We start from the raw sequence: 23916 nt of genomic DNA on the forward strand, positions 1-23916 counted from the left end.
CGAGTGCAGATGGCCGACGAGGAGCGCAGCCGCCGCTGGCCAGGCGCCGACATCGGCGGCGGGGCGATGCTAAGGGCGATGTTCGACGCCGCCGATGTGATCGCCGGAGTGTTCGAACTTCTGGACGACGACTACCGCTACGTGACGGCCAACCGTAACGCGGCGGCCTTCTATGGTCGGGGCGAGGGAGGCCTTGACGGCCTGACCGGCCGCGATCTGGGCCTGAGCCAGGAACTGATACAGGCTCGGCTCGTGATGCTTTGGGCCTGTTGGGAGGCCCATGAGTCGCGCACGGTGGAATATCCTTTCCGCCTGGAAGGCGGAAAGCGGGGCTGGTTCTTCGGCACCTTCTCGCCCATGCCAGGGGATCGCCCCCAGGTGGCGTTCGTCGTCCTCGACGTCACGGCGCGCCACCAGGCCGAAAGGGAGGTCGAACACCAGAAGGCCCGGCTGGCCCTGGCCTTGGACGCCACGGAGCTCGGTCTCTGGGAGTACGACCTGGAGTCCGATCAGATCGACTGGGACCGGCGCACACGCGGCCTGTTCGGCGTCGACGCCGAGATGGCGATCGACTTCGCCGCCTATGCCGCGGCCGTCCACCCGGATGACTTTCACTTGGTCGAGGCCGCCTATGGGGGCGCCTTGGCTGGGGAGAACGGCGGCGCCTATGTGGTGGCGCACCGCACCGCCGCGGGCGGCGAACGGGGCTCGGCGGCTTGGGTCCGCGGCGCGGCGCGCGTGGTCTTCGGCATGGATGGCCGCGCTCGCAGGGTGATCGGGACGGTCCAAGACATCACGGCTGAGGTCACGGCCCAGGAGCGTCAGGACCTACTGCTGGCCGAGCTGAACCATCGGGTGAAGAACAACCTGGCGACCGTTCAGGCTATCGCCGCCCACGCGTTCCGGAGCGTAGGCGACGATCCGGCCGCGTTCCGAACCGCTTTCGAGCAGCGATTGCAATCTCTGGCGCGAGGGCACGATCTGCTGACCCGGAACGCCTGGGAGACTGCGGAACTGACCGACGTCTTCACCGCGGCGCTCGCTCCGTTTGAGCAGGCGAGCGTCCGGTTGGGCGGTGAGCCCGGGGTGGTTCGCGTGAAGCCAGACCTGGCGGTCAGCCTGGTGATGCTACTGCACGAGCTGGCCACCAACGCGGTGAAATATGGGGCCTTGTCGGAGGCGGGTGGCGAGGTGATCCTCGATTGGCGGCTTGACCCCGATGGCCTGCGGATCATCTGGCGTGAGGCCGGAGGCCCGCGCGTGACACCGCCCAGCCGTCAGGGCTTCGGATCGCGTCTGATCCGCACGGCGCTGATCTCGTTCGGGGGTGCGGCGAGCCTGGACTTCGCCGCCGATGGCCTGGTCTGCGAGATGGTCACGCCGCTCGGCGACTGATCAGGCCTTGCCGCGCCCGTTCATCTCGTCGCCGGCGTCCTTCGGCAGGGGCACGAAGAAGAACAGCGAGACGAAGGTGATCAGGCCGATCACCACGAAGGCCGGCGATATGGCGCCGGCGCTGAGCTGGCTCTCGCCGCGGGCGACCATGAAGAAATGCATCAAGGTGGCGGCCAGGCCGATGCCGATGGACTGGACCAGCTGCTGCATCATCGACGAGGTGGTGGAGGCGCGGCTCATCCGGTCCTGGTCGATGTCGGCATAGGCCATGCCGTTCAGGCTGGTGAAGTGCAGGGAGCGGAAGAACCCGCCGACGGCCAGGACCGCCATGATCAGCCAGTGGGGCGTTGTGGGCGTGAAGAGGCCGTAGGCCATGAAGCTCAGCCCGACGATGACGGCGTTGACCACCAGCACCGTGCGGAAGCCGAAGCGGCGCAGGATCGGCGGGGCGGTGGTCTTCATGACCAGGGCGCCCGCGGCCGAGATGAAGGTCATCAGGCCGGCCCGGAACGGCGACATGCCGAAGCCGATCTGCAGCAGCATGGCCAGCATGAACGGCGTCGCGCCCATGGCGATCCGCATGAAGGCCCCACCCACGACCGAGGCCGTGAAGGTCTGGATGCGGAACACCGAGAGGTCGATGATCGCGTGCGGATTGCCTCTGGCGTGGCGCCAATAGAGGGCCAGGGCCGCGAAGCCGCCCAGGAACAGGCCCGCGACGAGGCCGTCGGGGGCCATGCCGCGGCCCAGGTTCTCGAAGCCGAAGATGAGTCCCGCCAGGCCGAGGCCGGTGAGCAGGATGCCCGTCCAATCGATGGGAGAGACCTCCTGCTCCGTCACGTTTGGCACATGGCGGAAAACCAGCAGCACGCCGACCACGGCGATGGGCAGGTTCATGAAGAAGATCCAGCGCCAGTCGGCGAAGGTCACGATGGCGCCGCCGACCACCGGACCGATCACCGGACCCAGCAGGGCCGGCATGGTCATGACCGACATGGCCCCGATCAGTTCGGACTTGGGTGTCGTGCGCAGCAGCACCAGGCGGCCGACGGGCCCCATCATGGCGCCGGCCATGCCCTGGAAGATGCGGGCGATGACCAACTGGGTCAGGTCCTGGGCCAGGCCGCAGGCGGCCGACGACAAGGCGAAAAGCACCATGGCGGCCATGAAGATCCGTTTGGCGCCGAACTTGTCAGCCACCCAGCCGCTGACCGGCAGGAAGACCGCCGAGGCCAGCAGGAACATTGTGATGGCGAGGTTGAGCCGCAGCGGGTCCTCGTCCAGCGCCACGGCCATGGTCGGCAAGGCGTTAGAGAGCACCGTAGCGTTCATGGTCTGCATCAGCATGGCCGAACCGATGATCGCCGGGACCATCCAGCCGCGAGTCGTCGGCGTGGCTTCGAGGCGATCGTCGACCGGGCTCATGGTTCGAGCGCCAGGAGCTGGAGGAGGGGCCCGACGGCGGCGTGCAGGCTGTTGGCCGCATCTGGCTCGAGCTTGGCGATCCGCGCGGCGAGCCAGTCATTGCGCTGCTGGCGGATGGCCTCGAGGCGCCGCGCGCCCTCCGGGGTCACGGCCAACCCTGAGCGGCGGCCGTCCTCAGCGTGGCCGGCGCGGGCTACCCAGCCGGCGGCCTCCAGGCGCTTCACGTGGACGCTCATCGTGGGACGGGAGATCTGCTCGACCTCCGCCAGGTCGCAGACCCCGACGCCGGGGCGGCGCATGATCTGGTTGAGGATGAGGGCGTCCTGGGCCGACATCCCGACGCGCTGGGCCTCCTGTCGCAGCCGGCGCGAGACCCGCAGCAGGGCCGGGCGCAGCGCCTCGGCCAAGGCGATCGGGTCAGGATTGTCGAGCTGGAGCGTCATCAGGCCGTCGAGATAGTTAGGTCACCGAACTATCTAACTGCGCCGCGCCGCACGGGGCGTCAAGCGGCTGGGGCGCCGAGTACGCGGTCTGCGGGAACCGCCTGCGAGACTTCTCCGTTTAGGCGAGTAGCGGGCGAGAGGACCGCAGCAATGGCCCTTTACGAAGATGTCCTGCCCTCCGAAGCGATGGCGCAAGTGACCGCCGAAGTCCGCGCCATGACCCGGCGCATGTCACGCGACCAGGTGTTGGATCTCGCCGACCTGCTGCATGACCTAATCCGCGAGCGGCAGTTCGAGCAGATGTCCTGGCGCCGCCGCCTCAGTTCGCACTCTGGACCGGCGGCCCGCCAAGCTTGATTGCGGCGCGGCGGGCGGCCTTGGCGCTGGCCAGTAACGCCCTGGCCTGGGCTTCGAGTTCGCTGGCGGCCGCCGCGCAGGCCCCGGCCTCACCATTGGCGTCGCGCGAGCACGCGGCCCGCGCCTGCTCGGCGGCTTCATGGGCGGCGCAGGCGGCGACCTGACTTTCCGTCACGGCGCGCATGAAGCCGCCGGCTGGGCTGTCGCGCCAGGCGCGGCGCCTGGCGAACTTGGCGCGCGCCTCAGCCAGCAGCGCCTCGGCGCCCTGTGGTTCGTACGGCCCCTGGCCCAGCCCCGACCAGCAGACACCCCGATGCCTCGCCGCGGCCCGATCGGCGCGCGCCTGGCGCCACTGCTCCGCCTGGATCTCGGCGGCCAGCCATGCGGCGAATTCGGGTGAGTCCGATGTGGGCATGAGGTAAATCGTATCTTACATACGACGACTGGCAAAATCGATTCGTAGAAATTCGACGTTCCCCCTCAGCGGTCGCGGATGATGATCCGGCGGGCCTGGTAGGGCGGGATGATCGCAGTGATATGAGCCGCCCAGCGGAGCCTGGCGTCGCGCCGGGTGGGGCCGGCGATGCTTTCCAGGTCGAAGAGCCCCGGCCCGCTGCCGCGCAGCAGGCGCTTGACCAGCACCTCGTCGGTGTCGGTCTCCAGCACGACCACCTCGCCCAGCATGTCGAGGCCCGGCGCGCTGCGCTGGTCCTCGAAATAGATCAGGGCGCCGTCGTCGGCCAGGCCGCGCATGGAGTGCCCGGCGACCAGCAGGGCTACAGCCCTATCCGTTCCTCCCGGCGGGATTGGCGCCAGGTCTCCGGCGTCGTCGCCGGTGGCGAACAGCACGTCGCCCTCGGGGTTTGCGCCCACCTTACCCATGATCGGCGCCAGTCCCTCGACGCGGGTCGCACTCATGGTCCCGGAGGCGTCGTAGAGCCACTCCGGGCGCACGCCGAAGGCCAAGGCGTACTCCTTGGCCTTGCGGTAGGAGAAGGGCGCGTTGCCGTTCTCGTTGGACGTATAGGTGTTGCGGTTCCAGTCGAAGGCCTCGGCGGCCGCGGCGGCCGTCTCGAAACCCTTGTGGGTGCGCGCCAGGCGCAGGCGTTGGAATCGTTCCTCCATGACGACGAACCATAGTCGAAAATGTGTATAAAAAATACGAAAATGTTTGGCCGTTCACAGTATGTTCTATACAGTGCAACCCATGGGACATGAAACACCACCTCGCTCACCTCAGGATTACGCCGCCCTACGACAAACGGGGACGCCACCTCGCCGCGCGATGACCGAATTGCAGCTCGAAGCCGGCACGGCGCGGCGCCTGGAGCGGGTGTTCCGCAAGGTCCAGGCGCGGGGCGCCGGCGATCGGCAGCTTCCGAAGTTCGCCCGGCACGACGCCCATGTGGCGGCGGTCCTGGCTCAAGGCGGGTTCTGCGCCTTTTCCGAGCGCCGGATCGGGCGGGACGGCGTGGCGGTCTGCCTGCCGCTGGTCTGGCCATGAGCCGGGCGGCCTATCTCGCGGGCCTGGAACGCCAGCGGCTGCTGAGCGGGGCGCGGCGCGCCCAGGCGAAGGCCGAGGCCCAGGCGGTGGCCGAGGGCGTGGCCGAGACGGTGGCGCTCTCGATCGCCCGGGGCGGCGCCTTCGAGGTCCCGGCCGACGCCAGGCGCGGCAAGCCGTATCGTCGGCAGGCCGGGCTGGACTGGCTGGCCGCCAAGGGCCGGTTGAGCCCGGCGCAGCGGGCGGCGGGCGAGCGCTACGGCGCCTGCTATCGCCGGGCCCGCGGCGAGATCGCCATCGCCTCGACCCTGGACGTCAAGCCCGGCCTCAGCGGCGGGACCGGGGCGCCGCTCTCCGAGGTGCTGGCCAAGGCGGAGGCCAACGCCCAGGCCCGCGCCCGGCTGGCGGCCTATCGCCGCCGGCTGTGGGACCAGTCGGCCCTGGTGGCGGCCTGCGACAAGATCTGCGGCGAGGAGCTGACCCCGCGCGAAGCCGCCGCCGCCGAACGCGAGGCCTCGCGCCTGGAAGCGGTGCTGGCCGTGGCGCTGGACATCCTGGCGGGAGCCTAGGTGGAGATGTTCGTGGTTTGTTCTTGACTTTCGCACACGATTGCCGCACTATCTGGGCATCGGTGATGACTGTGTCTGAGGCGCGCGACGCGCTTCGGGGTTCCGGCCGGACCGCTCCTGCGGCGGGGTCGGAGCACGATCTTCCAGGGTTTGACGATGGAGCGCGGCGCCGGGAACGGCGCTGGAAGCGGATGCGCGGCTTCGCGTGTCCGGCCGCCCCGTCGCGAGCCGAGCGCCCTTGCGCCTCCCTCCCACGAGGGCGCGGGTCCCCTGGAAACCGCGTCGCGCGCCGAGGAGCCCCCGCGCCCCGCCTCCGAGCCGCGTCCCGCGGGACGGGCGGAGCGGGCGCGGGGGTGATCCGCGCTTTCGAGCGCCAGAAGAAGGAAGTCCCATGGACCGGATGTGGTTGAGGGAGCGCGGAGGCGCTGACGCCGCACGGGACGCTTACTTCCAGCGGAGCGCCTCGGAGATCGAAGCGGCTCGGCGACAGGCAGAGGATGCGGGCCGGCGCGTATGGAACGCGGCGATCGGTTCGGGGCGGTCGGTCCTGGCCCGGACGACCGCGGAGTTGGAGGCCCTGGGCCGCGCGCAACTCCAGTTGGACGAGGCTCAGCGGCGTCAGACCGCGAGCCTGGCTTCGGGCTTTGGGGCGCGAACGGGCGCGGTCGGCGACTTCGGCCGGAACTATCGCGACATGCGCGTGGAGGACCGAAAGAACACCGACAAGTACTTTCACTGCAAAGCGAATTGCCAAGCGGCATCGCGCGGGGGGCCAGGCGCCCTGATGGCGGAGAAACTCAGCAACCTTCGCGAGATCTACGGCCAGCGCGTCAAGGGTGATGAGTTGGATGACGTGCTAGAGGACCAAGCCGCCAATCGACATGGTCGACACGGCGGATCCGCTCATCCGGAGCGGGTGTGCAGCACCACCTGCGAGAGATTTCGACCGCCAGGACTCGACAGCCGCTATTAGCCGATGCACAACTCGAAGTTCTCCATATGTTCCAGTGCGGCGGGCGGCATGAAACCGAGATTGGCGACGGCGATCACCCTCATTGCGACGATTGTTTGCACAGCCTTTCTGACGCGCTCCGGTGTCTTGTTCATGCAGGAAGACAGTTGTCTGGATCGAGGCGGATCGAATGAGCGGGGGGTTTGCGAGGTCCTGGTGCGGGGTTCGAAAGCCGAGGTGGAATTCTTGTGCGCGCAAGCCGGCCTGCAGCCCGGGCCCGAGAGCCAGCCCGCGAGCGCGCCGCCGTCGTAGCAGGCAGGAATAGGACGCGCGGCGAAGCTTTCCAGCGCCCACCGCGCGCGCTTCAATTGGGCTTGTATGGACAATGTACGTACATCGTGTGTATACGTTGTCCGTACAGGAGGCGTGTCATGGCCACTACAGCCCGTGAACGGCAGGACGCCACGCACGGCGTCACCCTCAACATCCGCGCCGATCCAAGGCGCCGCGATCTCATCGATCGCGCCGCGGAGGCCCTTGGAAAGTCACGCTCGGAGTTCATGCTGGAAACCGCCTGCAAGGAGGCTGAATCCGTCCTTCTCGATCGCAGGTACTTCACGCTCGACGAGGCGCAGTTTCAGGCTTTTCTCGCGCGCCTTGATGCGCCCGCGCCGTCGGCGAAGCTCGTCGAGCTTCTGAACACGAAGGCGCCGTGGGAAAAATAACCGCTCCGGAGCGTCTAACGGAGGCTCACGACATAGCGGACTTCAAGTCCCGGCAGCCGCAACTCGACGAATGGCTGCGCCGGAAAGCGCTATCCAATGAGACCTCCGGCGGCTGCCGAACCTATGTCACGACCGATGGGGAGCGGGTCATCGGATTCTACTGTCTCGCCACCGGCGCCGTGGCTCATGCCCAGGCCACCGGAAAGGCGCGGCGCAATATGCCCGACCCGATTCCCGCGGTCATCGTCGGTCGGATGGGGGTCGACGAGACATTCGAGCGGCAGGGGATCGGCAGGGGTCTGATCCGGGACTCCGTCATCCGGACGCTCGCCGCCGCCGAGGTGATCGGTGTGAGGGCGATCCTCATCCACGCCAAGTCAGACGAGGCTCGGCGGTTCTATGTCGAAAGATGCGGGCTGTCGGAAAGCCCGATCGACCCGATGACACTGATGGTCACGCTGTCCGACGCCAGGAAGGCGCTCGGGATCTAGCGAACTCTCAGCGGTCAGTGGGGGCCACCGTAGACATCTAAGGACAGCGAAATGTTCAGGGCGGTCATCCGCCGGAGCATGTCGGGCGGCAGGACGCAGGCGCCGCTGACCTCGACGAAAAGGCCGACGAAGAACTCCGCGGTACCGCCGGAGCTCGTGAGTTCTCGGATGAAGTCGCCGTGAGCCTCGAGGATGTCCAGCGCCGCCTCGATCCCTGGCTCAAGGTCGTCATCGCCGGCCGACATCGGAAAACAGCAATAGGTTCTGTCCCATCGGCCGTCGAGCGGCGTATCGGCGGGTGTCGAGCGCCGCTCATCTACGGTCCAGGCGCGGCTCGGCACGAGCTGAAGCGTTTCGATGATTTGCTCGGCCACCCAGGCTGGATGGGTGACGCGGAACGAGATCTTGAAGCGCTGGGGGCTCACTGGATCGTCTTCCGGAGGGATGGCCTCGTAGGTGACGTGGTGGCTTTCGATCAGGCCCAGCTTGCCGACGATCTCTGGATGGGAAGCGGAGCCCGCGACGAGGACCATGACGTAACGATGGTCGCGACGCTCGATATCCGACCAGTCGAAGTATCTGACAAATCGGAGGTCGTCGGTCGCGTCGAACCTGTCGAGCGGATAGTCCCAATAGCCGGACGACAGTTCGCGATTGAGCATGATCCGCAGCGATGGCGCTCCAGACGGAAGGACGCGAATCCAGTGCTGGGCCTCGCCATACGGCGGCGCGTCCCCGTCCGAGGGGGCGCCGACGATCACCTTGAACAGGGCTTATTCAACCAGCAGGCAGTCGTCGTTCAGGTCGAAGGCGGCGTTCAGCTCGGAGTATGGCGCTTCCATCCTGAACTGGGTGTTGAAGAGGTCGCGGCTCGCGATCAGGAAGCGGTTCATCCGGTCGTATAGCGGCGTCATCGCGCAGTCCTGATGGTGGCGGAGGAGACGCGCATATCCCGCGCAGGTTGCACTTAAGGCGGCATGAACGGAGGCGTCCGGCCGGGGCGATCCGCGATGCGACAACGCAAGGAAATCCTACCATGAGAAAACCAAAGCCGCCGCCGGCTTCGCCGGTCGGCCCGCAGAAGTATGTGCGGCTCAATCGGGAGCTGGCCCAGAGGATCTGCGATCGGATCGCCCAGGGCGAGAGCTGGTCGAGGATGTCGGGTGAGCCGGGGATGCCCAGCTACGCGACGCTCTATGTCTGGCGGAAGAAATACCCCGCGTTCGGCGCGCAGGTGGAGGCCGCCAAGCTGGCCGGGGCGGACTGGAAATTCGACCAGGTCTGGGACATCGCGCAGGCGACGCCGGGCGAAGGCGTGCCGCAGACCAAGCTGAAGATCGACGCCCTGCGCTGGCAGGTCGGGCGGCGCGCCGCCGAGGCGGCCGCAAAGGCGGCGGAGTGCGCCAAGAGCGCAAAGAGCGACGCCGACGACGGGCGGGTGATCCTGAACATCAGGGTGGTGAATTTTGGCGACGACGATCGAACTGCAGGTTCCTGAGGTCTGGGCGCCGCGCGACTACCAGATGCCGCTCTGGCGGTATCTGCAGGGCGAGGGCAAGCGGGCCGATGTGGCGGCCCACCGGCGCTGGGGCAAGGACGAGGTGGCGCTGCACTGGGCCGCGCGCGCGACGGTGATGCGGCCGGGCCTCTATTGGCACCTGCTGCCGGAGGTCGGGCAGGGGCGGCGCGCGGTCTGGGACGCGGTCAATCCGCACACTGGGCGCAAGCGGATCGACGAGGCCTTTCCGCTGGATATGCGCCGCCAGACCCGCGACGGCGACATGAAGATCGAGTTCCTGAGCGGCGCGGTCTGGCAGGTGCTGGGGTCGGACAATTTCGACAGCCTGGTGGGGGCGCCGCCGGCCGGGGTGGTGTTCTCGGAATGGGCGCTGGCCAAGCCGGACGCCTGGACCTACCTGCGGCCGATCCTGGCGGAGAACGAGGGCTGGGCGCTGTTCCTGTGGACCCCGCGCGGACGAAACCACGCGACCCAGTCCTTCGAGGCGCGCCACGCCGATCCGGTCAACTGGTACACGCTCAAATCTCCCGCGACGGAGACCGATGTGTTCACACCCGAGCAACTGGCCCGGGAGCGCACCGAGCTGGTCGCCGAGGCCGGATCGAGGGAGGAGGGCGCGGCGCGGTACGCCAGCGAATACCTGGTGGACTTCGACGCCGCGGCTCCGGGCGCCTATTACGGATCGGTGCTGCGCGAGGCCGCGGAGGCCGGGCGGATCGCCCGCGTGCCCTACGACCCCGCGTTGCGGGTGGACACGGCCTGGGACCTTGGGATCGACGACTACACGGCCATCTGGTTCTTCCAGCAGGTGGGACGCGAGGTCCGCGCCATCGACTATTTCGAGACTTCGGGCGAGGGGCTGCAGTCCATCGTGCGCGAGGCGATCGCGGCCAAGCCCTATGTCTATGGAACCCACTACCTGCCGCATGACGTGATGGTGCGCGAACTGGGGGCGGGGGGCCGTTCGCGGTTCGAGACCCTGGGCGGGCTGGGGGTCTCGCCGATCAGCGCGGGGGTGGCGGGCGACCCGGAGGACCGGATCAACGCCTCGCGCCAGATGATCCCGATGACCTGGTTCGACGCGGAGAAGTGCGCGGTCGGGTTGGAGCGGCTGCGGGCCTACCGCAAGCGCTGGAGCCGGGCGACCTCGAGCTATGCGGGGCCGCTGCACGACGCGGCGAGCCATGGGGCGGACGCGTTCGGCGAGTTCGCGGTCAACCGGCGGGGGGTGGCGACGCCGCGACCCCGGCCGCCGCGCGGCGAAGGCCTGAGTTGGATGGGATGAGGCGCCCCCGACCAACGATTGAAGAGGAGATGTGGATGGCCGACCCGGCGATGAGAGCCAAGGCGTGGCTTCGCAACCAGTGGAACGGGTTCGTGGCGGCTGACGCCGGCATGCGGCGGACGGAGCTGGCGGCCCAGGAGGAGATGCGCGCGCAGATCGTCGCGAAGCTCGACATTCCGCGTCTGAGCCTGGACGAGCGGCGGGCGATGGTGGGCGCGCCGCGGAAGGATCGACCATCGGAGATCCCACTGCGGGGGCCGGTGGACCCGCGCCCGAAGGCGACGCCCGATCCCTATTTCGGCGCCCGCGCGGAGGATTTCGCTGGCAACGAGACCTGGGCCTTTCCCGGCGGGTCCTACTATGAGTGGAACCGGAAGGCGCCGGGGCAGGGCGATGGGCGTTTCGGGAAGGGGTTTCGCTTCAAGAATGGCATCCCGCGACGTCATGATGGGGTGGACATCACCATGCCTGAGGGGACGCCCGTCTACGCGGATCGGGATGGGCGGGTACTCTATTCTGGTGACGTAAAGGACTACGGCCTGATGATCGACGCTGGCCCGGACTCCGCCGGGAAGAGTCGCTATGCCCACCTCTCGCAGTCGTTTGTGAAACCTGGTCAACAGGTGAAAAAGGGTGAGGTGATCGGCCGCAGCGGCCGATCGGGGAACCTTGACGCGGAAGCTGCGTCGCACCTCCACTATGAGCGGTTCATGGACGGGCGGCTCGTGGATCCGTACCGGTTGTTCCGCTATGGCGAAGCCTCGCCAAACTATCGCTCCAAGCCTTGACGTTCGCTATTTGTTCGACCAACCATAGTTTGACCATCGAGCGGAGGCGAGCGTGCGGCGGCATTTGATTCTAGCCTTGGCCATCAGCGCGATCGGAGCCTCGGCGTTAGCGGCGGAGACGCCCTACTTCTGTCCGCCGCCCTATTGGCCAGCAGGCCGGACGCCGGGCCTGGAGATCGGAGACCTACTCGGGACGATGACGGGCCGAGTGCCGAAATCGTCCGGGTGTTATGACCCTCGCCGCGTGGTGTGCGCGTTCCGAGACAAGCATGGCTACACGAACCATTTCGGCTCCAACGACGCGGATGGCGTGGAGGAGCGCGTTCTGCTCAGCAAGGTCGCGCTGCGGGCGCAAGCCGCACAGCTTCCCTTCGGCGTGCTGTGGACAGACAGCCGGGCGACCGTGAAGCGGCGGCTGAAGGTTATTCAGCGGCCCGGCTGGTCGCACGAGGATAGCGACACAATCTCCACCAGCACGTGCGGCAGCCCACAGAGCGATTCCATGTATACCACCTTCAAGTTCGACCGTGCGGGGCGGTTGATCTCGATGGAGCAGAGCATTCAAGTCTAGACTGCCTGCCCGGGGGGGTTGCCTAAACCGTCGCCCATTCGATGTTTGCGGCGTCTCGTGAAGCTTGACCGCCGCGACTAGTGCGACCGAACATCCGTATAACCCGAAACCTCCGCGCCTGCCGCGGAGCCGGAGACCCCATGTCCGAAGACATCCTGAAAGACGCCCGCGCGGCGTTCGATCTCGCGCGCGAGCACGAGGCGGAGAACCGGCGCGAGGCGCTGGACGATATCCGCTTCGCCCGGCTGGGCCAGCAGTGGCCCGACAAGGTGCGCCGCGACCGGGAGTTGGACGGGCGGCCCTGCCTGACCATCAACCGGCTGCCGGCCTTCATCCGCCAGGTGGTCAACGACGCGCGGCAGAACAAGCCGTCCATCGTCTGCCATCCGGTGGACAGCGGCGCCGATCCGGAGACCGCCGAGATCTTCAACGGCCTGATCCGCAATATCGAGCAAAGCTCGGACGCCGAGGTGGCCTACGACACCGCCCTCGACTTCGCGGTGACCGGCGGGTTCGGCTATTTCCGCATCAACACCCGCTACGCCCGGGACGACGCCTTCGACCAGGACCTGGTCATCGAGCGGGTGAGCAACCCGTTCTCGATCTATGGCGACCCGGCCTCGAGCGCGGCGGACTCGGCCGACTGGAACACGGCCTTCGTGGTCGACACCCTTTCGAAGGCCGAGTTCGAGGCGCGGTGGAAGGGCGCCGATCCGATGGACTGGACCACCGACGCCTATGGCGGGCTGGGCGGGCCCTGGATCGAGGGCGACCGGGTGATGATCGCCGAATACTGGCGGCGCGAGGCGGTGACCCGCTCGATCGTGGCGCTGTCGGACGGACAGGTGATGGAGCTCAGCGCCTATGAGGCCCAGAAGGGCCTGTTCGACACGCTTGGGGTGAAGGTGGTCGGGCGGCCGCGGTCGGTGGCCGGCCACAAGGTGATCCAGCGGATCATGACCGGCGGCGAGGTGCTGGAGACCGTCGACTGGGCGGGCAAGTACATCCCCATCGTGCCGGTCTATGGCGAGGAGCTGCACGTGGACGGGCGGCGCGTGCTGCGCAGCCTGGTGCGCGACGCCAAGGACCCGCAGCGGATGTTCAACTACTGGCGCACGACCTCGACCGAGCTGGTGGCTCTGGCGCCCAAGGCGCCGTTCATCGGGCGCAAGGGGGCGTTCGAGACCGACGCGGTGAAATGGGCCACGGCCAACGTCCAGACCCACGCCTATATCGAATATGACGGGCCCGAGCCGCCGATGCGCCAGCCGTTCTCCGGCGTGCCGGCTGGGGCGCTGCAGGAGGCGCTGAACGCCAGCGACGACATGAAGTCGATCATGGGGCTGCACGACGCCAGCCTGGGCGCGCGGAGCAACGAGACGTCCGGCCGCGCGATCATGGCGCGGCAAAGGGAAGGGGATGTCTCGACCTTCCACTATATCGACAATCTGAGCCGGGCGATCCGGCACGCGGGGCGGATCCTGATCGACCTGATCCCCAAGGTCTATTCGACGCCGCGGGTGCTGCGGGTGCTGGGCCCAGGCGGGGAGGCGAGGCTGGCGCCGGTGAACCAGCAGTTCTCGGCCGACGCCGCCGACGCGGCTGGCCAGGTGAAGAAGATCGAGAAGATCTACGACCTGGGGGCGGGCAAGTACGACCTGACCGTCCGCGCGGGGCCGAGCTTCACCAGCCGTCGGGAAGAGGCGGCGACCCAGATGATCGAGTTGATCCGCGCCTATCCGCCGGCGGCGCCGATGATCGGCGACCTGCTGGCGCGAAACCTCGACTGGCCCGGCGCCGATGAGATCGCCGAGCGGCTGGGCGCCATGCTGCCCGCGCAGATGAAGGGGAGCTCGCCCGAGGCCGAGGCCGCCAAGGGCCAGATCGCCAAGCTCGCCCAGGCCCTGCAGGCCGCCGGCGCCAAGATCGCGGCCCTGGAGCAGGATCGCGGCCACGAAGCCCGGAAGCTGGAGATCGAGGCCTTCGAGGCCGAGACCAACCGGATGCGCGCCTTGGGCCAGGCGGAGACACGGCGTGGCTGAGGGCCAAATGTTCGTGGTTTGTTCTTGACTTTCGCACGGGATTTTGCGAGGATTGCGTCATTGGAGAGAAGTGCGGCCGCGCCGCCACACGGCGCGACGGTCGAGGTTCGAACCTACGACGCCTTCCTATCGAAGGACGGAAGGGGTCCCGACCACGCCTTCCTGGTCGTCACAGACCATCGCACCGGCGAGCAGAGGGTGCTTCGGGGCGGGCCGGAGTTCTCACGCGGCCTGCCTCGCGTCACCGCCGAGATGCGGCCTTGGTCGCAAAGCCGCGAACGGGCGGTGCTGGACCGCGGGAAGGCGGTGACCACCCTGGCCAAGACTTGGCTGCCGCAGGCCGACGGGCAAGACCTGTTCCGTCGCGGGGAGGCGCTCACCGACGCCTACGCCAAGGCCGCCCCCCGATACGGGCCGTTGTCGAACTCCAACAGCGTCGCTCAGGGCGGCTATCGGATGATGACGGGGCGCCGTTTCGCCGATTCCCAGCTCTGGGGAGCGGACACGGTCCTGCCGACGGAGCTTCGGCCCCGCCGGGATTCGAGAACGCCGCCGACGCTGAGCCGACGCCCTTGAACCGCCGCCGCACCGCCGTCGGGCGGCCGCCCAACCCTGAGGACAGCATGCAAACGGAAGACGCGATCAACTCGACGGCGGAGCTCGAGCTCGCCCCTGACCCTACCGCGGACCTTGAGGACGACGCCGAGGAGATCGAACACGAGGGCCAAGCCTACAGGATCCCGCGCGCGCTGAAGGGCGCGTTCCTGATGAACGCGGACTACACGCGCAAGACCCAGGAGCTGGCGGAGCATCGCCGGGCGCTGGAGCGCGACCGGCAGGGCCTGGCCCAGCGCCTGGAGACGGCCCACGCCACCGTGGAGGAACGCGCGCGGCTGACGGCCATCGAAGACCAGATGGCCGATTTCGCGGCCATCGACTGGGAGACGCTCGGCGAAGAGGATCCCCAGACCGCCCAGGCGCTGTGGTCGCGCTATGAGGACTTCGGCCACGCCCGTGACCGCTATGTCTGGTCGCTGTCGCAGCGCGAGCACCACGGCCGCGCCCAGGCCGAACGGGAGGTGGCCGAGCAACTGGCCGAGACCGGCCGGGTGCTGTCCGCGGAAATCGAGGGCTGGTCTCCGGACGTGGCGTCCAAGCTGGTGGAATACGCCGGCGCGTTCGGCGTGACCCTGGACGAACTGCGCGAGGTGGCCGACCCGCGACTGTGGAAGATCCTGCATCGGGCCCATGCGGGCGACGAACTGGCCAAGCAGCACCAGACCGCCAAGCAGGCCGAGCAGCTGCAATCGGTCCGTCCGGCGATCCAGGTGAGCGGCGGCGGCGCGGCCGCCGGCGGCGTTCGTGACGAGCTGGGCGCCGGGGAGTGGATGCGGCGCCGCAACGAGCATGTTCTGAAGGGGCGCTGACCCCACGGCCGACAAGGCCCTCCCATCTCACGGCGCACGACCAACCCGCTTGGACGTCGACGCGCCTTCGCCCGCCCCGCGCGGGCAGCTCGTCGCTCTGGCCCAGCGCCAGGACGGCGCCGAGCCGGTCTCCCTCCCATTCCGCGCGGCTTTCCCGAGGCTCGAGCGAGCCCGGAAGCCCTCGCGCGGCCAATCTCGAAGGACCTCATGCCCAATACGCTTCTCTCCCCCACGTCGGTGACCCGCGAGGCGCTGCGCGTGCTGCATCAGAAACTGAACTTCGTGGGCTCCATCACCCGCGAATACGACGACAGCTTCGCCCGCCAGGGCGCCAAGGTCGGCGACACCCTGAAGGTGCGCCTGCCCAACCAGTACACGGTGCGCAGCGGCTCGACGCTGGCCGCGCAGGACACGACCGAGACCGCCGTGGACCTGAAGGTCCAGACCCAGAAGGGGGTGGACCTGAACTTCACCTCGGTGGACCTGACCCTGTCCCTGGACGACTTCTCCGAGCGCGTCCTGGAGCCGGCCATGTCGGTGCTGGCGGCCAATATCGAGGCCGACGCCATGGGCATGTACAAGGACGTCTGGAACCAGGCGAACAACCACGGGGCCCCGGCGAACTTCAAGAAGATCCTCGATGGCCGCAAGATCCTGGTGGACAACCTGGCGCCGCTGGCCGGCCGGACCTGCAACCTGAACACCCAGGACAATGTCGACCTGGTCGATGCGCTGAAGGGCCTGTTCAACGACCGCGCGACGATCTCCAAGCAGCACCGCGAGGGCTTCATGGGCCGGACCGCCGGGTTCGACTTCATGGAGAACACGCTGTGGCCGTCGCACACCCGCGGCGCCCAGGCGGGCTATCTGGTCAATGGCGCCGGCCAGAGCGGCGCGTCGCTGATCGTGGACACCGGGACGGGCGCGGGTGGGATCGGCGACGTCTTCACCATCAGCGGCGTCTTCCGCGTGCATCCCGAGACCAAGCTGTCGACGGGGGTGCTGCAGCAGTTCGTGCTGACCGGCGTGCACGGTTCGGGGGCGACCAGCCTGGCGATCAGCCCGGCCATCGTCACCACCGGAGCGGGCCAGAACGTGAGCGCCGCCCCGGCCGACAACGCGCCAATCGCCTTCGCCGGGACCGCCTCGGCGGCGACAGGCACGTCGCTCGCCTACCACAAGAGCGCCTTCGCCTTCGCCACCGCCGACATGGTGATGCCGCGCGGGGTCGACTTCGCTGCGCGTGAGGTCTTCGACGGCGTCTCGATGCGGATCGTGCGCCAGTACGACATCAACAGCGACAAGTTCCCGTGCCGGCTGGATGTCCTCTACGGCTTCAAGACCCTGCGCCCGCAGCTCGCCTGCCGGCTGGCCAACAACTAGGCCTCATCCCCCGGGAGCCGGTTCGCCGGCTCCCACCCATCCCCGACAACTCAAGGAGGTCCAATGGACGCCAGCCAGGTTTCCAGCGACATGGAGGTCGTCACCCCCAGCGACGCCGCCGCGTGCCACGCGGTGGGCTTCGTCTTCACCGGGGGCGACTGCGCGATCGAGACCGGGCGTGGCCGGACCGTGGTCATCCCCGCCGCCTTCGCCGGCGTGGTTTTCCCGCAGGCGATCAGCAAGGTGAAGCTCACCGGCACGACCGCCTCGTCCGTCATCGTCTTCCGGGGCTGACCTCCAGCCACCCAGACAGCCAAGTCCATCTCTCCTGGAGGCGCCCACGATGGCCATCTCAACCTATTCGGAGCTGCGCGGCGCCATCGCCGACTGGCTCGAGCGATCGGATCTGCTCGAGCGGACCGCCGACTTCATCCGGCTGGCGGAGTCGCGCCTGGATCGCGTGCTGCGCCTGCGCCACATGGAGGCCGATCACGCGCTCGCCGTCCCAGGCGGCGCGCGAACCCTGGCCTTGCCGGAAGGCTTTCGCGAGCCGGTGGCGCTGTGGATCGATCGGCCAGGCGGGCGCGAACCGATGCGCTTTGTCGACGCGGCGGTGCTGGCCGTGACGCACGCATCCGGCGAGCCGCGGGCCTGGACCATCGACGGGGACCACCTGGCGTTCGATCGCCCGTGGGCCCAGGCGTGCGACCTCACGCTGAGGATGCTGGGGCGCCTGGCGCTCTCCGAGACGACACCCACCAACGCCGTGTTGCGCGACTATCCCGACCTCTATCTGTTCGGTTCGCTGATGGAGGCCGCGCCCTATCTGCGCGACGCCGAGCTGCTGTCGCTGTTCGCGGCGCGGTTCGAGGCGGCGCTGGTCGAGGTGCGGGCAAAGGAGTCGCGCCACCGTTCGCTCGCCCGGCTGTCGGTGGAGCCCGCGCTCGCCGCGATCGGCGCCTGAGCCATGACCCCGATCAGTCCCGAGACGCCACCGGCGCTGCGCGCCCTGCTGGCGGAGCTGGCCGAGGTGGTGCGCGCCTGGCGCGCGCCCGGCGCCCCGAGCTCTCTCTACGCCTGCGACGCCGACCAACTGCCGGACGCGGGCGACTGGCCCAACGGCCTGGTGCTGGTCTCCGACCTCAACATCCTCGCCCATTCGGACGGATCAAGCTGGATCCGCCAAGACACGGGAGCCGCGATCTAGATGCCATCGTCCTACACCCCGCGCCTTCGCCTGGAGATGCAGGCGGCCGGCGAGAACCTGAACACCTGGGGCGCGCCCAAGCTCAACACGGTGATCAACCGGATCGACTATTCGATCGCGGGCCTGGCGAGCATCGCGCTCACCGGGGACCACGTCCTGACCAGCTCGAACACCGCCGATGACGAGGCGCGCTCCGCGATCCTGAAGTTCACCGGGACGGGCGGTTTCACGGTGACCATCCCCTCGGTGAGCAAGGTCTACCAGGTGTGGAACGCCTCCGCCGGGGCCCTGACCCTGACGACCGGGGCGGGCGCGACGGTGGAGGTGGCCAGCGGCGAAGCGGCGCTGGTGATCTGCGATGGGAGCAATGTGAAGGCGGTGAAGGCCACTGACTTCGGCGGCGCCAGGTTGATCAATCTGGGCGACCCCACCGACGCGCAGGACGCGGCGACGAAGGCCTATGCGGATGCGCTGGCGTTCAACGATGTCGCCCTGCCGGGCCAGGGTCCGGGAACCGCCGGACACTACGTCAAGTCGGACGGAACGAACGCTGGTTGGGCCGCGCCCCTGATCTCCGACATCGACGGCTACGCCGCCGATCAAGCCGTTCGCCATGCGGCCACGCAGGCGGCGGCCGAAGCGTCCTCAAAGGCGCTCGCCATCGCTTTCGCAGCAGCTCTCTGAGGATCTCATGCCCACGACGCCGAACTCCATCATCACGCCCCAGGCCATCAAGAGCGCGACCGCCGCGTGCACCACTGCGAACACCACATACTCGTCTTCGCCGACCAACACCCAGGTGCTGATCACGGCCGGCGCCAATGGCGCCCGCGTGACGCGGATATCCGCCATTCCCCTGGAGAACGTCGGCGACACGCAGCTTCAGTTGTTTCGAGACGGCGACGGGACTGGAGCCGCCAAGCGGTTCTTCAACAGCGCGAAGATGCTGGCCTACACGATGGCCCAGACCACCGCCGCGACGCCGACGGAGTTCGCCTATTCCGATCTCAGTCCGCTGTTCCTGGCGTCTGGGGAAAAGGTCTATGCAGCCATCGGCCAGACGAAGAACATCACCTTCAACGCCGAGTGGGCGGACTACTGATGCGGGGGGTACGCGGGCTGGAGTCGCGCCCCGGTCTCAGCGGCCTCCATGCACACGCACTTGTCCGCCGCGGACAAGTCCTGAAGGGGGCCAAGCAGAGAAACGCGCACATTATCGCACTACCCGGCGACGCCAATTTTGCGGCCCCAGCATCAGGTTGGTACGACGTACTTCTCTACGGTCCTGGCGGGATGGGCGGATCGTCGGCCGGCACGGCGGCATCTGGAGGCGGTGGCGGTGGCGCGGCTCTAAAGCGCATCTGGCTTAGGGCTGGCGAAGTCGTGACCTACACCGTCGCTGTCTCGGGCGCTTCAACCACCGCTGCCGTTGCGGGACGATTTGCGTTCTCAGCTACCAGTGGAGGGGCAGGCGCAACAGGATTTGTACTCGGTGGAGCGGGCGGTCTTGGACTCGGCGGCGACGTTAATCGCTCAGGAGGTGCTGGCGAGGGCACAATGAACCCCGACGGTGATCCCAGCACAGAGGATGGGATTGGTGTCCTGCCGACGGCGGGCGAATTGGGTGGCTCAGGCGGAGTCGGCCCCTCTGGCGCAGGTGTTGGCGCATATGCCGGCGGGGGCGGGGGGGGAGGCGCGGGCTTCCGGGACATGTTGCCAAGCCTAGTTGGCGACGGCGGGTCTGGTTACGGCGACTATCCTATGTCTGCGCCCGGCGGAGGGGGATACGGAGTCGTGAGTGGTGGCGGTCCTGGGGCAACTGGCGCGAACGGTGCAATTGCAATCATCTACGCCAGATAGCCGCTGCCGAGGCTCTAATCGCGTCCGAGCACCCTTCGGGATTCTCAGCTATCAGGTGATGTCCGCCGCGTACTACCGTCAAGCTTGCCCGATCAACAACCATCGGCCGATCCTCCTGCCGTAGAAGGCTTGGAAGGGACTTAGGCGCTCGGACGTCTAAGAGGCTGTCGCCAGCAACTATGTGAACCGGAACAAGCTGATCTTCGAGAAGATACTGGTACGAACCACGGAAGGTGGCGTTCACGGCCGCGGCGAGATTGTTGTCCACAATGTGCCGAAGCGGCCAGATGTCGCCCTCTAGAAAGGGGTCGAGAGCAACGACGCCAGCGAGGCATGTCGGCGGCTTGCGCCCCATGGCTAGTCCAACGACGCCCCCGAGCGACTCCCCCACGAAAAGCACTCTCCTTCCAACAAGCGTGGCCTGGAGCGCTTCGGAATACGCAGCCGCGAACACCTCCACTGACACCTCGGATAGAGCCGGAGCATTGTTGTGCTTTGGGAGGCACGCCAAAATCACATCAAAGTCGGTCAGCAGCGCCGTAAGTGGTTGAAGTTGCGCCAGCGCACGTGTGGCGCCGTGAAGGATGACCACGAGTGGGCGATCGCCTCGCAGCTCCCCCGCATGGAAGTGAACCACACCGTTGCTGGTCGGCACGCGCACTAGCTGCATTCGCCCTATTTGCATGGCCGATCGCCGGTCGCCAAGGAGGCATCTTGCGGATACCGATCGAATTTCCAGTCGGCCTCAACGGCGACGACACCACTTTCGCGGCAACCGGTCGGTGGGCCGACGCCTCGAATGTGCGCTTTCACCGAGGGAGGCCCCAGGTCATCGGTGGGTGGGAAAGTCTCGCCAGCGATCCGTTGACTGGCCTGTGCCGGGCGGCCCTGGCCTGGACGGATCGCACGTCCAGCCTGGATATCGCCTTTGGCACCCACTCGAACCTGCAGGTCTGGGTCGGCGGCGGGCTCCATGACATCACGCCGGGCCTGGCCCGCGCCTCGGCGCGGCTGGGTGCAAATCCGCTGTCCGTGTCCAACGCATCGACGGTGATCACCGTCGCGCACGTCGCTCACGGTCTGGCCACGGGTGACAGCGTCATGATTTCGGGATCGTCCCTGGTCGGCGGGGTCACGCCCTCAGGGCTCTACTCTCTTACGGTGACCGGCCCCCACGCCTACGCCATCACCCATGGGTCCGCGGCGACCTCGACCGCCGTGGGCGGCGGATCCGCCGTCGTCAGCGCGCCGCAGAACACCTTCTCGATGGGGTCAGTCGATGGCGCCGGCGGCGCCGGCTATGGCACCGGGTCCTACTCCACCGGCGACTATTCCGAGCCCTCCACGGCCGACTACTTCCCCCGCACCTGGGCGCTGGCGGCCTGGGGGGAGAACCTGTTGGCCAATCCGCGCGGCGGGGCGATCCACGCCTGGACCAACGACACCATGGTCATGGCCGCGCCGCTGGCCAATTCGCCGCGCCAGGTCACCCACATGCTGGTCGCGCCCCAGGACCAGGTGTTCGCCCTGGGGTGCAACGAAGAGGTCTCCGGCGCCTTCAACCCACTCTGCATCCGTCATTCCTCCGTGCGGAACAGCACGGTCTGGAACACCGCGGCGAACACCACCGCCCGCGAGTACATCCTGCCTGGGGGCGGAAGGATCGTGGCCGGACGGGTGGTCGGCCCGTACCTGCTGGTCTGGACGACCCACGCGCTGTTCCTGGGAACCTTCGTGGGCGCGTTGGGGCAGCCCTGGCGGTTCGATCGCGTGGGCGAGAAGTGCGGCTTGATCGGGCCGAACGGCGCAGTGGTCGTGGGGCAGGGGGCCTACTGGCTCGGTCCGGACCTACAATTCTATCGCTACCTCCTGGGGGGCGCCCCGGAACCGCTCGCCTGCCCAATCCACCAGGACTTCGCCGACAACCTGGCGCCATCGCAGGGCGACAAGGTCGTGGCGTCGTCCATCTCGGCGTTCAGCGAGATCCGGTTCGACTATCCCGACGCCCGAGACGGGTCTGAGAACAGCCGCTACCTGTCGCTGTCGCTGGCTGACGGCGCCTGGTCGAGGGGGGTCATGGCGCGAACGGCGATGGTCGACGCGGGCCCGGCGCAGCATCCCATCGGGGTGGATCCTGTGGGCCAGGTCTATTGGCACGAGCGCGGCGCCAGCGCCGACGGCGGTCCATTCTCCTGGTTCGTCGAGACGGCGGACCAGCACCTGGACGAGGACGTCACGGCCATGGTTCGCGGCCTGTGGCCCGACATCAAGGACCAGCAGGGCCCGGTGGCCGTGACGGTCATCAGCCGCTTCCAGCCGCAGGGGGAGGAGCGCGTCTACGGTCCCTATCTGATGGCGCCCGGCGAAGACCGGATCGATATCCGCGCAACCGGCAGGCTCTTCCGGATGCGGCTCTCGGGTGGGTCGTCGCCGACCGCCTGCCGGATCGGCAAGCCGGTGTTCGATATCGCCGTCGCCGGCCGGCGATAGGGCGTCTTCGCGAGCTTTGATCATGATCGACCTCTGGATGCTCTGCCGAGGATGGCTGCTGCCTGCATTGCTGCCGGAAGACGGAGGAGAGGCTGAGCTGGTCGCCGAGATCGCGGCCGGCCGGGTGCGGCTCTGGGTCGGAGAAGCCTGCGCCCTGGCCACCGAGCTGGCGTCGGAGGGCGACGGGACCTGCCTGCACATCTGGCTCGGCGGCGGTGATCTACAGGGCATCCTGGCGCTGCGGCCCGGCTTGGAGGCCTACGCGCGGGGCCTGGGCTGCCGCAGCGTGACGATCGATGGACGACCGGGATGGAGCCGGGTGTTGCGTGGCCACGGCTACGTGCGCGCCGGCGGTGAACTGAGAAGGACGCTCCGATGAGCAAGAGAAAGTCGACGACACAGTCGTCTCAATCCAACCTGTCTACCACGACGCCAATCAATCCAGACTGGGTCCAGCATACGGCTCAGAGCCTGAATCAGGGTGTGCAGCGCATCGGCGGCCTCGACCCCTATTCGCTGGTCGCCCCGGTGACGGGCCTCGAGACACAGGCCGCCCAGGGGGCGTCCAGTCTTGGCAGGGGCTTCGGCGGCGGTGGAACGGACGCCGTCGGCGGCGACGCCTGGTTCGCGAAGCTGCTGTCAGGGCCAACGCCCGCCGCCTCGTCCGCCAGCCTGCTGGACAATCTTCGGGCCTACTACAACCCCTTCAAGGACCAGGTCACCGGCGCGGCCATGGCCGACTTTGACGCGGACGCCGGGCGGACCAGAGCGGCGCAGGACCTGGCGCTGGCCGGCGCCTCGGCGTTCGGCGGTTCGGGCGCGGCGTTGACGCAGTCGATGACCGAGGGCGAACTGGCGCGAGCGCGCAGCAGCCAGCTTTCCAGGCTGCTCTCGGAGATGTTCAGCACCAGCGCGGGCCTGGCTGGGCAGGACGCCCAACGCCGCCAGGACGCGTCGATCGCCAATGCGCAACTGGCGCAGGCCGACAATCAGTGGCGCAGCCAGACCGCCCTGGCGCGGGACGATGGCGCGCGCTCCAACGTCGCGGCCCAGGCGGCCCTGGGCGCCCAGCTGCGGGGCGTCGACCAGGCGACCCGCAACGCGCCGCTGTCGCTGCTGGGCTCACAGATCGACATGTTCTCGGGCCTGCCGCTGTCGCTGTTCCAGGGCCAGACCACGAGCTCGTCGGGGACCGGGAGCTCGAAGTCGACGCAGACCGGCAGCGTCTTGGACACCGTGGGTCAGCTCGCTCAGATCGCCCAAGCCGCCGCGGCTTTGAAGGCTTCGGATCGGCGGTTGAAGCGAGACATCCATCGTCTTGGCCACCGCGCCGACGGGCTGAGCGTCTATCTCTACCGCTATCTCTGGTCGCCGCTCTGGCAGATCGGGGTGATGGCGCAAGAGGTGTTGAAGGTCACTCCGGCAGCCGTCGTGCGCCATCCGAGCGGATTCCTGATGGTCGATTACAGCAAGCTGGGAGCCTGAC

30 protein-coding genes are annotated in these 23916 nt (G+C 68.0%); 23 read left to right on the forward strand and 7 right to left on the reverse strand.

What is annotated here, in order from left to right; genetic code table 11:
• Nucleotides 1-9 precede the first annotated feature (9 nt).
• Nucleotides 10-1395, forward strand: coding sequence for a sensor histidine kinase (locus Q8Q77_RS11685; RefSeq protein WP_305583752.1), 1386 nt, complete (start codon nucleotides 10-12; stop codon nucleotides 1393-1395).
• On the opposite strand, the gene Q8Q77_RS11690 is transcribed toward Q8Q77_RS11685, so the two are convergent.
• Nucleotides 1396-2820, reverse strand: coding sequence for an MFS transporter (locus Q8Q77_RS11690; protein WP_305583753.1), 1425 nt, complete (start codon nucleotides 2818-2820; stop codon nucleotides 1396-1398).
• Nucleotides 2817-3263 (reverse strand): MarR family winged helix-turn-helix transcriptional regulator, encoded by a 447-nt coding sequence (locus tag Q8Q77_RS11695; RefSeq protein WP_305583754.1) that lies wholly within the window; start codon nucleotides 3261-3263, stop codon nucleotides 2817-2819. The genes Q8Q77_RS11690 and Q8Q77_RS11695 overlap by 4 nt, the downstream gene beginning before the upstream one ends.
• 150 nt (nucleotides 3264-3413) lie before the next feature.
• Here Q8Q77_RS11695 and Q8Q77_RS11700 point away from each other — a divergent pair, with 150 nt between their 5' ends.
• The gene (locus Q8Q77_RS11700; RefSeq protein ID WP_305583755.1) at nucleotides 3414-3620 is read left to right on the forward strand and encodes a hypothetical protein; all 207 of its coding nucleotides are present in this window, start codon (nucleotides 3414-3416) and stop codon (nucleotides 3618-3620) included.
• On the opposite strand, the gene Q8Q77_RS11705 is transcribed toward Q8Q77_RS11700, so the two are convergent.
• A complete protein-coding gene (locus tag Q8Q77_RS11705) occupies nucleotides 3583-4035 on the reverse strand; it encodes a hypothetical protein (protein ID WP_305583756.1) in 453 nt (150 codons plus the stop codon). The genes Q8Q77_RS11700 and Q8Q77_RS11705 overlap by 38 nt on opposite strands.
• A 65-nt stretch (nucleotides 4036-4100) precedes the next feature.
• The gene (locus Q8Q77_RS11710) at nucleotides 4101-4745 is read right to left on the reverse strand and encodes a S24/S26 family peptidase (protein WP_305583757.1); all 645 of its coding nucleotides are present in this window, start codon (nucleotides 4743-4745) and stop codon (nucleotides 4101-4103) included.
• A gap of 169 nt (nucleotides 4746-4914) precedes the next feature.
• Between Q8Q77_RS11710 and Q8Q77_RS11715 the strand changes: the two genes are divergently transcribed.
• The 5 genes from Q8Q77_RS11715 (at nucleotide 4915) to Q8Q77_RS11735 (ending at nucleotide 7858) form a co-directional block, all read left to right on the forward strand.
• A complete protein-coding gene (locus tag Q8Q77_RS11715) occupies nucleotides 4915-5124 on the forward strand; it encodes a hypothetical protein (protein ID WP_305583758.1) in 210 nt (69 codons plus the stop codon).
• A complete protein-coding gene (locus Q8Q77_RS11720; RefSeq protein WP_305583759.1) occupies nucleotides 5121-5690 on the forward strand; it encodes a hypothetical protein in 570 nt (189 codons plus the stop codon). Before Q8Q77_RS11715 ends, Q8Q77_RS11720 begins: the two co-directional genes overlap by 4 nt.
• Before the next feature lie 391 nt (nucleotides 5691-6081).
• Nucleotides 6082-6663 carry a hypothetical protein gene (locus Q8Q77_RS11725; RefSeq protein WP_305583760.1) on the forward strand — a complete coding sequence of 194 codons (582 nt, stop codon included), beginning with the start codon at nucleotides 6082-6084 and terminating at the stop codon, nucleotides 6661-6663.
• A gap of 410 nt (nucleotides 6664-7073) precedes the next feature.
• Nucleotides 7074-7367, forward strand: a complete 294-nt coding sequence (locus Q8Q77_RS11730; RefSeq protein ID WP_305583761.1) for a DUF1778 domain-containing protein — start codon at nucleotides 7074-7076, stop codon at nucleotides 7365-7367.
• On the forward strand, nucleotides 7355-7858 hold the full coding sequence (locus Q8Q77_RS11735) for a GNAT family N-acetyltransferase (protein ID WP_305583762.1): 504 nt from the start codon (nucleotides 7355-7357) through the stop codon (nucleotides 7856-7858). Before Q8Q77_RS11730 ends, Q8Q77_RS11735 begins: the two co-directional genes overlap by 13 nt.
• Before the next feature lie 14 nt (nucleotides 7859-7872).
• On the opposite strand, the gene Q8Q77_RS11740 is transcribed toward Q8Q77_RS11735, so the two are convergent.
• On the reverse strand, nucleotides 7873-8619 hold the full coding sequence (locus tag Q8Q77_RS11740) for a DUF4279 domain-containing protein (RefSeq protein ID WP_305583763.1): 747 nt from the start codon (nucleotides 8617-8619) through the stop codon (nucleotides 7873-7875).
• 12 nt (nucleotides 8620-8631) lie between these two features.
• Nucleotides 8632-8772 (reverse strand): hypothetical protein, encoded by a 141-nt coding sequence (locus tag Q8Q77_RS11745; protein ID WP_305583764.1) that lies wholly within the window; start codon nucleotides 8770-8772, stop codon nucleotides 8632-8634.
• Nucleotides 8773-8894: 122 nt separating this feature from the next.
• Here Q8Q77_RS11745 and Q8Q77_RS11750 point away from each other — a divergent pair, with 122 nt between their 5' ends.
• From Q8Q77_RS11750 to Q8Q77_RS11810, 13 genes are all read left to right on the forward strand, one after another.
• Nucleotides 8895-9356, forward strand: a complete 462-nt coding sequence (locus tag Q8Q77_RS11750) for a hypothetical protein (protein WP_305583765.1) — start codon at nucleotides 8895-8897, stop codon at nucleotides 9354-9356.
• Nucleotides 9325-10662, forward strand: coding sequence for a hypothetical protein (locus Q8Q77_RS11755; protein WP_305583766.1), 1338 nt, complete (start codon nucleotides 9325-9327; stop codon nucleotides 10660-10662). The genes Q8Q77_RS11750 and Q8Q77_RS11755 overlap by 32 nt, the downstream gene beginning before the upstream one ends.
• 35 nt (nucleotides 10663-10697) lie before the next feature.
• Nucleotides 10698-11450 carry a M23 family metallopeptidase gene (locus Q8Q77_RS11760; RefSeq protein ID WP_305583767.1) on the forward strand — a complete coding sequence of 251 codons (753 nt, stop codon included), beginning with the start codon at nucleotides 10698-10700 and terminating at the stop codon, nucleotides 11448-11450.
• 76 nt (nucleotides 11451-11526) lie between these two features.
• Complete coding sequence (locus tag Q8Q77_RS11765) at nucleotides 11527-12021, forward strand: hypothetical protein (RefSeq protein ID WP_305583768.1); 495 nt, start codon at nucleotides 11527-11529, stop codon at nucleotides 12019-12021.
• A 140-nt stretch (nucleotides 12022-12161) separates the two neighbouring features.
• Entirely contained in the window at nucleotides 12162-14063 is a 1902-nt protein-coding gene (locus tag Q8Q77_RS11770; RefSeq protein ID WP_305583769.1) for a portal protein, read from the forward strand.
• A gap of 60 nt (nucleotides 14064-14123) precedes the next feature.
• Complete coding sequence (locus Q8Q77_RS11775) at nucleotides 14124-14639, forward strand: hypothetical protein (RefSeq protein ID WP_305583770.1); 516 nt, start codon at nucleotides 14124-14126, stop codon at nucleotides 14637-14639.
• 47 nt (nucleotides 14640-14686) lie between these two features.
• On the forward strand, nucleotides 14687-15490 hold the full coding sequence (locus Q8Q77_RS11780) for a hypothetical protein (protein ID WP_305583771.1): 804 nt from the start codon (nucleotides 14687-14689) through the stop codon (nucleotides 15488-15490).
• Between the two features lie 207 nt (nucleotides 15491-15697).
• On the forward strand, nucleotides 15698-16873 hold the full coding sequence (locus tag Q8Q77_RS11785) for a P22 phage major capsid protein family protein (protein ID WP_305583772.1): 1176 nt from the start codon (nucleotides 15698-15700) through the stop codon (nucleotides 16871-16873).
• Between the two features lie 63 nt (nucleotides 16874-16936).
• Nucleotides 16937-17167, forward strand: a complete 231-nt coding sequence (locus tag Q8Q77_RS11790; RefSeq protein ID WP_305583773.1) for a hypothetical protein — start codon at nucleotides 16937-16939, stop codon at nucleotides 17165-17167.
• Nucleotides 17168-17216: 49 nt separating this feature from the next.
• On the forward strand, nucleotides 17217-17837 hold the full coding sequence (locus Q8Q77_RS11795; protein ID WP_305583774.1) for a hypothetical protein: 621 nt from the start codon (nucleotides 17217-17219) through the stop codon (nucleotides 17835-17837).
• Between the two features lie 3 nt (nucleotides 17838-17840).
• Nucleotides 17841-18080, forward strand: a complete 240-nt coding sequence (locus tag Q8Q77_RS11800) for a hypothetical protein (RefSeq protein WP_305583775.1) — start codon at nucleotides 17841-17843, stop codon at nucleotides 18078-18080.
• On the forward strand, nucleotides 18081-18764 hold the full coding sequence (locus tag Q8Q77_RS11805) for a hypothetical protein (RefSeq protein ID WP_305583776.1): 684 nt from the start codon (nucleotides 18081-18083) through the stop codon (nucleotides 18762-18764). It abuts the gene before it with no gap.
• A gap of 7 nt (nucleotides 18765-18771) precedes the next feature.
• Nucleotides 18772-19182 carry a hypothetical protein gene (locus Q8Q77_RS11810; RefSeq protein WP_305583777.1) on the forward strand — a complete coding sequence of 137 codons (411 nt, stop codon included), beginning with the start codon at nucleotides 18772-18774 and terminating at the stop codon, nucleotides 19180-19182.
• Nucleotides 19183-19923: 741 nt separating this feature from the next.
• Here Q8Q77_RS11810 and Q8Q77_RS11815 read toward each other — a convergent pair.
• Nucleotides 19924-20532: an alpha/beta fold hydrolase gene (locus Q8Q77_RS11815; protein ID WP_305583778.1), complete on the reverse strand. Its 609-nt coding sequence runs from the start codon at nucleotides 20530-20532 to the stop codon at nucleotides 19924-19926.
• Nucleotides 20533-20804: 272 nt separating this feature from the next.
• On the opposite strand from Q8Q77_RS11815, the gene Q8Q77_RS11820 reads away from it, so the two are divergent.
• The 3 genes from Q8Q77_RS11820 to Q8Q77_RS11830 all read left to right on the forward strand — a co-directional run bounded on the left by Q8Q77_RS11820 (nucleotide 20805) and on the right by Q8Q77_RS11830 (nucleotide 23915).
• The gene (locus Q8Q77_RS11820) at nucleotides 20805-22430 is read left to right on the forward strand and encodes a hypothetical protein (protein WP_305583779.1); all 1626 of its coding nucleotides are present in this window, start codon (nucleotides 20805-20807) and stop codon (nucleotides 22428-22430) included.
• Nucleotides 22431-22452: 22 nt separating this feature from the next.
• Entirely contained in the window at nucleotides 22453-22809 is a 357-nt protein-coding gene (locus tag Q8Q77_RS11825) for a hypothetical protein (RefSeq protein ID WP_305583780.1), read from the forward strand.
• A 104-nt stretch (nucleotides 22810-22913) separates the two neighbouring features.
• Entirely contained in the window at nucleotides 22914-23915 is a 1002-nt protein-coding gene (locus Q8Q77_RS11830; protein ID WP_305583781.1) for a tail fiber domain-containing protein, read from the forward strand.
• Nucleotide 23916 lies beyond the last annotated feature (1 nt).

Source organism: Phenylobacterium sp., assembly GCF_030698145.1.
Taxonomy (GTDB): domain Bacteria; phylum Pseudomonadota; class Alphaproteobacteria; order Caulobacterales; family Caulobacteraceae; genus Phenylobacterium.